Raw genomic sequence first — 9,255 nt, 5'->3', positions numbered from 1 at the left:
GGGAACCACGTTAATATTCGTGGGCCTGCAGGTAGTGACGGATTGCGTGTATTGTGAGGTCTTATTGGATTGATCTTGCAGTGAAGCGGTTCCAGGAAATAGCTCCTGCATATAGACCGTACCCTAAACCGACACTGGTGGACTGGTAGAGAATACCAAGGCGCTTGAGAGAACTGCGTTGAAGGAACTCGGCAAAATGCACGCGTAACTTCGGAAGAAGCGTGACCTCCATTTAGGCAACTAGGTGGGGGTGGCACAGACCAGGGGGTAGCGACTGTTTACCAAAAACACAGGGCTCTGCGAAGTCGCAAGACGACGTATAGGGTCTGACGCCTGCCCGGTGCCGGAAGGTTAAGAGGAGATGTGCAAGCATTGAATTGAAGCCCCGGTAAACGGCGGCCGTAACTATAACGGTCCTAAGGTAGCGAAATTCCTTGTCGGGTAAGTTCCGACCTGCACGAATGGCGTAACGACTTCCCCGCTGTCTCCAACGCAGACTCAGTGAAATTGAATTCCCCGTGAAGATGCGGGGTTCCTGCGGTTAGACGGAAAGACCCCGTGCACCTTTACTATAGCTTTACACTGGCATTCGTGTCGGCATGTGTAGGATAGGTGGTAGACTTTGAAGCAGTGGCGCCAGCCATTGTGGAGTCATCCTTGAAATACCACCCTTGCCTATATGGATGTCTAACTGCGACCCGTTATCCGGGTCCAGGACCGTGTATGGTGGGTAGTTTGACTGGGGCGGTCGCCTCCTAAAGAGTAACGGAGGCGCGCGATGGTAGGCTCAGAACGGTCGGAAATCGTTCGTCGAGTGCAATGGCATAAGCCTGCCTGACTGCAAGACTGACAAGTCGAGCAGAGACGAAAGTCGGTCATAGTGATCCGGTGGTCCCGCGTGGAAGGGCCATCGCTCAACGGATAAAAGGTACGCCGGGGATAACAGGCTGATGACCCCCAAGAGTCCATATCGACGGGGTTGTTTGGCACCTCGATGTCGACTCATCGCATCCTGGGGCTGGAGCAGGTCCCAAGGGTATGGCTGTTCGCCATTTAAAGCGGTACGTGAGTTGGGTTCAGAACGTCGTGAGACAGTTCGGTCCCTATCTGCCGTGGGTGTAGGAATATTGAAAGGATCTGTCCCTAGTACGAGAGGACCGGGATGGACGTATCTCTGGTGGACCTGTTGTGGCGCCAGCCGCATAGCAGGGTAGCTATATACGGACTAGATAACCGCTGAAGGCATCTAAGCGGGAAACTAACCTTAAAACGAGTATTCCCTATCAGAGCCGTGGAAGACGACCACGTTGATAGGCCGGGTGTGGAAGTGCGGCAACGCATGTAGCTTACCGGTACTAATAGCTCGATCGACTTGATCACTCCCATTTACAATATCCATCGAACGAAGTTCGATGATTGATAGCGCTCACGGATCGTACGCGGCTTCGCCGCTGATCCTCCGCGAGGGCGGCGCAAAAGCGCCGGCACACAGTCGTGTGCTTATTTTATCAGTGCATGAAAGACAAAAGAGCAGAGGACACGCTAAGGAAAACATAATCCCTTATTGCCCTGCTGCCCTAAACCAGCTTCTCATATTTGTGTTCTTCGCCGACCTGGTGGTTATGGCGGAGCGGCTGCACCCGATCCCATTCCGAACTCGGCCGTGAAACGCTCCAGCGCCAATGGTACTTCGTCTCAAGACGCGGGAGAGTAGGTCGCTGCCAGGTCTGCAAAGCACACAAAAACATCTTCTCAAAAAACATGCAAAACAGTCCAATCGCAAAAAAACAAAAAAATATCGCACAAATCAAACAATAACGCGGGGTGGAGCAGCCCGGTAGCTCGTCAGGCTCATAACCTGAAGGCCGCAGGTTCAAATCCTGCCCCCGCAACCACTGATAACGACAAACCCATAGCATCAGCTGCGGGTTTTGTTGTTTTTGCAGCCTTTCCAATGGCTTGGCGCTCCGTCCATTCGAGGATCGTGCCCAGTTCGCCGTGCAGCGTTGCGTAAATTTCTCCACGTTCCGGCCCCGGTGTGAGCGAAATCTTCTCGATCAGGCCGCGTAATGTCTCCGCCGCTTCCTGTCGCTCTTCCTTGCGATTGAGCGCTTTGGTCAGGGCAGAAACCTTCTTCGCATAAATCGCCGAGGCGCTCGGCAGAATGTCCGGTGTGTCCTCAGGCGCGTCGGCCAGCAGGCTGTTCAGTTCGGTTTTGCGCGCCTCCAGCGTGTCCATCTCTGCCTTCATGCTCTCGTGGAACATGCCGGCCTTGACAGCCTCGATGATGCCGCGGATCTGCTTCTCTATCTTTACCAGTTCTGCTTTCCAGGCATCACCGCTAGAGCGGCGTTCCCGGTTCAGGCGGTTGGTCTCCTCCGCATAAGCGCGCATCGCCTCCTCGACGATCTCAGGTGCCATCATGCGGTCCTTCAGCCCGGAGAGTACGCGTGCTTCCAGATCCTCACGCGGGATCGTGCGGCTGTTTGAACACGCGCCCTTGCTGATGTGGTTCGAGCAGGCAAAGCGATCAGCGCCGCGAAGCGAGTAGGGGCCGGCGCAGCAGCCGCATAACACCAAGCCGGACAGAAGGGACTTCGGCCGACGTGTGCCGTTCAGGCGGTTCTTTTTGTGGTGCTTGCGCACAGCTTCGGTGACGTTGGCAAACTTCTCGGCGATCTCGGCCTGTCGGACACGAACTGAATGCCAGAGTTCGTCATCGACAATGCGCAGCTCCGGCACATCCTTGATGATCCATTCCGATTCCGGGTTCAGGCGTGAGACGCGCTTTCCTGTTGAAGGGTCTTTGATGTAGCGGAGACGGTTCCAGATCAGACGGCCGATGTAGAGTTCATTGTTGACCAGTCCCGTGCCGCGCTTAACATGGCCCCGGATGGTGGTGTCGCTCCACAGCTTGCCACCCGGGCCGGGGACACCTGCCGCGTTCAAGGTACGAGCGATGGTGCGCGGGCCGATGCCGGCGGCAAACTCTCGGAAGATGCGCCGGACAACACTTGCCTCTACTTCGTTGATCTCCCGGTCGCCCCGAATGGGATCGCCCCGCGCGTCGAGCTGCTTGACGACACTGTAGCCGAAGCAGAGCCCTCCACCTGACTTGCCGTCCTCGACGCGGCCACGGATGCCACGATGCGTCTTTGCGGCGAGGTCTTTCAGGAACAACGCATTCATTGTGCCCTTGAGGCCGACATGCAACTCGCTGATCTCGCCCTCGGACAGCGTGACAATGGGAACGCCAGCGAATTTGAGGTGCTTGTAGAAGGTGGCGACATCGGCTTGATCACGGCTGATGCGGTCCAGTGCCTCTGCCATCACAATGTCAAACTGGCCAGCCTGCGCATCCTGCAGGAGTGCCTGAATGCCGGGGCGCAGGATCATGCTTGCGCCGGAGATGCCAGCATCCTTGTAGGTTCCCACGGTCTTCCACTTCTCGCGCTTCGCCTGCTCGCGGCAGATGCGCAACTGGTCCTCGATCGACGCCTCGCGCTGATTGTCGGAGGAATATCGGGCATATAGCGCAACGCGGGTCATTAGCTGTCTCTCCTAAGCTACCTTATCCATCCGGCTTGGCTGGATAAGCACCTCGGCCGAAATGCCGAGTCGGGCATGCAATTGCCGGATCATGTCGATCGATAGGCTGCGCTTGCGGTTGAGTATGTCGGCAACCCGATTGCGTGGGCCGATCATCGGTTCCAGATCCTTGCGGGTCAGTCCTTGTTGCTCCATGCGGAAGCGGATCGCTTCTACCGGATCAGGCGGGTCCATAGGATAGTGCTTCGCCTCATAGACGTCGATCAGTGTTGCCAGCACGTCCAAGCGGTCGCCTTCCGGCGTGCCGCTCTTGGCGCCCCACAGCCGTTCGACATCGGCTAGCGCTTCATCGTAATCCGATTCCGTGCGGATCGGTTTCAGGTCAGTTGCCATGGACGATCTCCTTCACGTCGATCCTGTCGTAAGCCTTGTGCGTGCCGAGCCACTTGATCCAGACGATACCCTTCTCGAAGTCCGCTGACACGATGAGGCGGTAGTCATTGCCTTTGATGTTGAAGACGATCCGCTCGGCGCTGACGATGCTCGCCGTCGCATAGAGTCGCTTCACATCGGCGGTGCTTGCCCACTCCGCCTTACTGACTTCGTCGAACCAAGCATCGAGCGCGGACTTTACGGCTGGCTGCTCTTTCTGCCCCGCGAGGCTTTCGACAAATTCGCGCAACGTACGACGGGCAATAATTCTCATTAGTCACCTATAGCATGAGACCAAAACGGTCTCAAGAAAAAACTTCGTCAGCCCGGCGCAGAGAGCAGGCAACGGGTGAAACTCGCGTACATGTCGCTTGCCAGCGAGGCCGGCTGTTGGACGATCAGGGCGAAGGAAGATATTGTTTCTGGGCCTTACGTTCTTGCGCAATTTTGCGTTCGAACTGCTCACGGGCGATCTGGCGGCCGATCAAGCGGGCGATAGAGCGGATCGCTGCGTCGGTGCGGGCAGGATCGTTCTCGCCCATTTTCTGTCCGGGCGAGGGCGAAAAAGCCTTGTTGCTGCTCCTGTACGGTTTAACCGCCATAGTCTAAATAATCCCATGCCCGGAAAGGGCCGTGAACATGGAAGCGTGGAATGCCAAGCTGGGGGAAGGCCTCGCGGCTCTCCGTGCGGTGAATAGGATGCCTTGGCGTAGAAAAGGGATGGGTCACACCGAGGCGGAGAGAGGGGGATTGAGGCCAATAGGCTGAATTCGTGCTCGGTCAATTGGTTATTATTGACCCTGCGTAGACCGTGGCTTATGGGGAATTAAACGACCACTATGCGCCCTCAATACAGACATCCATGTAACATACACACGCTTCACAAAGCGGTCGTTCCGCTTATCCTGCATTCAACGTCTGAGAAGGGGTGGGAAGCGGAATGGGTGCTTTTGGGCGGGCATAGCTAACAAGCGGACGTTCGATGAGCCAACACTATCCACTGCTCAGCGCATGATACGCATAGTCAGAAGGGGGCATGTCCTTCAGTCCAGCCGTGTCGGCCCAGAAACTCATAAATTGACCGCGGTTGCATAAGTGCTCAATCTCGCAAGGTTGGCATTGAAATGATCAATGCTGTCACCGAGACGCTGTGCGAGTTCCTTTTGCTGATCAATCGGAGCTTGGCCCGATTCCAGCAGATGTTGAATCTCTTTCCGTATAGTCGACTTGCCGAACGAACCGAATACAGCCTCGTGCATGATGTCGATGAATTCTCTGTTGCGCTCATCGTAGCGCATGGCGAGAATTGCAGCGTCCAATCCCTGCAGAAGATCATCGACGTCGGCCGCAGTCTGATCTAGCTTGGAGCGCAGCTCTGCTGCCAACTGGGCCGATAGTCCCTCTCTGCCAATAGCCTCTAAGGTGGTGATCATTCCGCCCCGTACAAACGACAATTTCTGCGCAGCGCCTGCTTGCTCGCTGTTGGCCTTGATCCGGAGAAATGCACTGACGACGCGCTTAAGCGTGTCGGCCTGCTCATTCGAGCGCTGAGTAATGTCCCACTCCCAACGCTGTCGCTCGAGTTCTTCGATCGGCGGGTGCGTCACGGCATAGATGTTCGTGAGAAGGCTGGCGCCGGGTATGATCTCCACCGCGCCTTCGGCGATACCGCGCACCAATGCACGTTTCGGATGGGGTTGTGGTGGGACGATCGGGTCATCTGACATGAGGATAATCTTTTCTGTTGGTGCGGAAATTGTCATCGCAATGGCGATCGGTGGAATATAGCGCCTGTCACCCGCGGCCTTGCAGCTAAATTCAGTTTAACTGACTGCAGGCTCCCACCCGGGTCCACAAGGCGGGCGTAGTGCAGAACATCTTTTTCGTCCGGCGATGTGCCACTCATCACTCGCTACAGATGATTGTCATATCGATCCCCACAGTTTCTTTCACGTAGGTCAGACCGGCCGCCAGAACGGTTGATTGCGCCTGGGTTCGTTTGGCTTTGGACAAGCCAGGCTGAGCAATTAGGATCTCAGTCTGGATCGGACGGAACCGATGGAGTTTGACGATCCGGTTGAGGTCAGTCGTATCACCCTTAAGGAACCGCGTAGGACGGCCACTGCGCTTCTCCGGCTCGTTTCGAGCTTTCAGATGCTGCAGGAGCAGCGGAAATTTGCCGATCCAGCGCGCAGAGCGCAAAGCCTGAGATGAAACTTCAATCACATCCTTCACACGCTCGCCAGGCGTTGAGCCTCCCGAAAACTTACAGTGTACGAGAGCCATGCGAATGGAGTCCTCGTTTACTTTTAAGCAGACAAGATCAGCCGCTTCGCCACTGTCATCGTCATCGAAAACAACGTCAAAATCCTCCTCTAGATATTGCTGCGCGACGTGCCATTGAATGGACTCCTTGCGAACTGCACCCTTCTTCCAAATCGACTCCTGCTTATGGTCGACATCCTTCCAAGGCCAGGCCTCGAACCGGTCGTCCTCAATCGTGAGATCATAAGGCGTTTGCGGGACGATGAGGAGGTTCGCGTCGAGCTCCGAGAGATCGACGAATCGAAAAAGGGGCGGATAGTCGGAGAAATAGCTCGGGAGCGACGCAGAGAGTTTGCCGATCGTTACTGTAAGCGGATTACCGGAAGTCTGCTCGACTTTGAATTCTGCGGCACCGCCTAGCGTGTATCTGAAAGATGCCCAGCTGCCCGTTGTGGCCTCGATCATCTCAAAATCAATTGTGTTGGCCAATATGTCCGATCCCGTAATCCGAAGCTCGAACATGGTTTGCGTTTGTTCGCGCATACCGTCGCTGAACCCGACACGTTCCTCAGCCTGACGGAGGATTTCGTAGGGCCATTCGATGCTGAGCAATTCAGTGTTCGGAAGCGTGGTGACCTCGGTCGGCAAAAGCACGTTGTCGATTAGCTTGGACGTATCAATTGAAATGTCGAGCAGCTTGTCGCCCACCGCTTCGCACCATTCGTTGAAACGCGGGATCGGCCCTTGTTCCCGCGACCATACCCGGCCTTTGGCCGAGCAACCGATGGTGATTTGCTTTCCGCCTTCCCAGCCGATACCGCTCAGCAGCGCCTTGAGCGAACCGCTTTTCTCAGCTTGGCTAAGGGCGGTGACGACTTCCGCGCCGGTGTAGCTGGCATAGGAGAGATTGCGGCGACCGTGCTTTTTAACACCTAAATTCTGGAAAATGAGCCGGGTGATCCTACCCATCGCTCTGAAAATCACATCCCCATTGATGATCTTGCCAGCGCCCACGGCCTTGGCTAAATCAGGGAATGCCGAAGATTTATCCGAGGAGGACAGGTAGAGCAGCTTCCGCGCCGCATCATAGTGCAGCACAAACAACGTCCATGCCCGATCCTTCACGGACTTCGACTGGCTCCATTTGACTGTCGGTTCGGAGCGAGTGACGAAGAACAACGTGTTGGAAGGTGAGTGTAGCCAGACACGATACGGCACCATCGAGGAGGGAAGTCCGTCGTAGAATGCCTTCGGAGTGAATTTGTCGGCCTGATAGAAGAGCGTGCTCATGCCAGGCTTAAGAAGCTTATGCGAAATGGGCACGTCCTCATCGTCCGGGCCACTATCGAGGCGTTTCGCCTCATTGAGGAATTTCACCAGCCGCGCATGTTCTTGAGCCGCAGCTGAGCTCAACTCGCTGAGCAACTCATTCCAGTCGGCGTCCTCACTATAGAGTCGCTCAAGAGCTTCTGAAACGTTGGGCTCGGCGGTGTTCGCGATGACCGTTGCGTTGCCGATATTCTCTGCAGCGGTGCGCGTGAACCGGCCGGTGAATTGCAGCAAAATCGCCAAACTCTTATGTAGGTCATGGATTGCCGCGACCTTGAGCTCCGGCAGGTCAAAACCTTCACCAAGCATGTTGACGCAGACGACGATCCGGCTGTCACCAGACTTCAGGGCATCAATCGCTGGCTGTGTATCGCCAATGTCTGAGTGAACGAGCAACGGTTTTAGGTCGGGCGCTATGGCCTTGTAGATTTGGAATACGGCACGTGCACGCTCGATACGCGCGCACCGGGCCATCATCAGATGATTGAGCCCATTACTCAAATCCTCGCGCAAACGGGCAACCGCCGTTTCAGCGATCGCCTGATCTGCGTTAGAAGCCAGCGTTTCATATACCGCCTCGAAGGTGATCGGCTTGAAATACTTGTCCTGCTGCGCCCGGTGCAGCGGGTACGAGTAAATCACGTGACCATCCACCAATTGCCCGTCGCGGCGGAACGGCGTCGCCGTGAACTGCAAGATCGGCTTGCCGGAAAATGCCTCGCGGAAACTCATCCAACGTTTAGCGCTGATATGGTGGGCTTCGTCGATAACTAGCGCACCGATCCTCCCGACAATTTCTGGCCATACACCTTCCGCAGCGCTGTCGGCCAGCGAATCCATCGTCCCCACTATGACGTTACAGCGCTCGAATATATCCAGATCTTCTGTCGTTTTTGGAACCTTGCGGACAAGTCCCACGATGGGGTTCGGCACATCGTCCGGTAGCACCTTCAGAAACCGAAGAAGACCGAAGGTAAGAAACTTTCTCGCGGTCTGAGAGCGCAAGGCGTCCGATGGCACCACAACCAGCAATGGCTTGCGAATGTAAGCTGCTTGCGCCGCCAGCATCGTTTCGGTTTTGCCGGTACCGGTCGGCATTACGATGGTCGCAGGTTGCGTATTTATGCTCCAGTGAGCGCCAATAGCGTGCAGAGCGCCTAGCTGCGGAGGACGAAGACCACGCTTATCCTCGTCGACGCTGCCATCTGCGTTTTGTAGCTCAGAGCGAAATGAGAATCTCCGGCCCCATTGCTCGGAGCGCCTGCGAACAACCTCTGGCCAGCCATGTTTCGCGGCTTCGCTCTCAAGTTCTTCTATCAGCCAGTGGTGTAACCAAGAGAGCTTGCCGCTCTCGCTTCGCATAAGGACACCGTCTGCTTCCTTGGGGCGAGCGATATTCTTGCGGGCAGTGACTATCAGCCGCTCGCCATCAGCTGTCCGGTAGAGCGGCTCCTTCAGGCGCGCCGACACAAAGACTTCGCCCTCGCGTTTCGCATCCACCGTCGAGGCTGACCGTAAAATCGCCTCAATGACCCCGACCGTCACCCGCACCGGCCCAAGGCGAAGTGCTGGAAGGTCCAGCGTCAAGTTCTCTGCAAATAAATCGTCCTGATCCATAAGATCGCCCCCCGGTCTTTTTCGAAAGCATAATCACGATCCAACAGATTCTTAAGTCAGAGA

The 9,255-nt window shown here is 55.9% G+C and carries 6 protein-coding genes, 1 tRNA gene and 2 rRNA genes (1 of these 9 cut by a window edge); 3 read left to right on the top strand and 6 right to left on the bottom strand.

The genetic code is table 11. The features are described from left to right. The 3 genes from AAIB41_RS16435 to AAIB41_RS16425 form a co-directional block, all read left to right on the top strand. Positions 1 to 1,380: ribosomal RNA gene (locus AAIB41_RS16435) — 23S ribosomal RNA — on the top strand; it begins 1,526 nt to the left of the window's first position. Positions 1,381 to 1,612: 232 nt separating this feature from the next. After that, a 5S ribosomal RNA gene (gene rrf, locus AAIB41_RS16430) occupies positions 1,613 to 1,727 on the top strand. Between the two features lie 91 nt (positions 1,728 to 1,818). After that, positions 1,819 to 1,895 (top strand) — tRNA-Met (locus AAIB41_RS16425). Here AAIB41_RS16425 and AAIB41_RS16420 read toward each other — a convergent pair. From AAIB41_RS16420 to AAIB41_RS16395, 6 genes are all read right to left on the bottom strand, one after another. After that, positions 1,852 to 3,549, bottom strand: a complete 1,698-nt coding sequence (locus AAIB41_RS16420) for a recombinase family protein (protein WP_343316107.1) — start codon at positions 3,547 to 3,549, stop codon at positions 1,852 to 1,854. The two genes, AAIB41_RS16425 and AAIB41_RS16420, sit on opposite strands and share 44 nt — an antisense overlap. A gap of 12 nt (positions 3,550 to 3,561) precedes the next feature. Then, a complete protein-coding gene (locus AAIB41_RS16415; protein ID WP_113341909.1) occupies positions 3,562 to 3,942 on the bottom strand; it encodes a helix-turn-helix domain-containing protein in 381 nt (126 codons plus the stop codon). Then, a complete protein-coding gene (locus AAIB41_RS16410) occupies positions 3,932 to 4,255 on the bottom strand; it encodes a type II toxin-antitoxin system HigB family toxin (RefSeq protein ID WP_343315083.1) in 324 nt (107 codons plus the stop codon). Before AAIB41_RS16410 ends, AAIB41_RS16415 begins: the two co-directional genes overlap by 11 nt. 124 nt (positions 4,256 to 4,379) lie before the next feature. Then, on the bottom strand, positions 4,380 to 4,583 hold the full coding sequence (locus AAIB41_RS16405; protein WP_343315082.1) for a hypothetical protein: 204 nt from the start codon (positions 4,581 to 4,583) through the stop codon (positions 4,380 to 4,382). A gap of 468 nt (positions 4,584 to 5,051) precedes the next feature. Further along, on the bottom strand, positions 5,052 to 5,744 hold the full coding sequence (locus AAIB41_RS16400; protein WP_343315081.1) for a hypothetical protein: 693 nt from the start codon (positions 5,742 to 5,744) through the stop codon (positions 5,052 to 5,054). A 142-nt stretch (positions 5,745 to 5,886) separates the two neighbouring features. After that, entirely contained in the window at positions 5,887 to 9,192 is a 3,306-nt protein-coding gene (locus AAIB41_RS16395; protein ID WP_343315080.1) for a DEAD/DEAH box helicase family protein, read from the bottom strand. Between the last annotated feature and the right edge of the window lie 63 nt (positions 9,193 to 9,255).

The organism is Brucella sp. BE17 (genome assembly GCF_039545455.1).
Taxonomy (GTDB): Bacteria; Pseudomonadota; Alphaproteobacteria; order Rhizobiales; family Rhizobiaceae; genus Brucella.
Note: the sequence above shows the minus strand (reverse complement) of the source record. Positions and strands in the feature narration are given on the sequence as shown.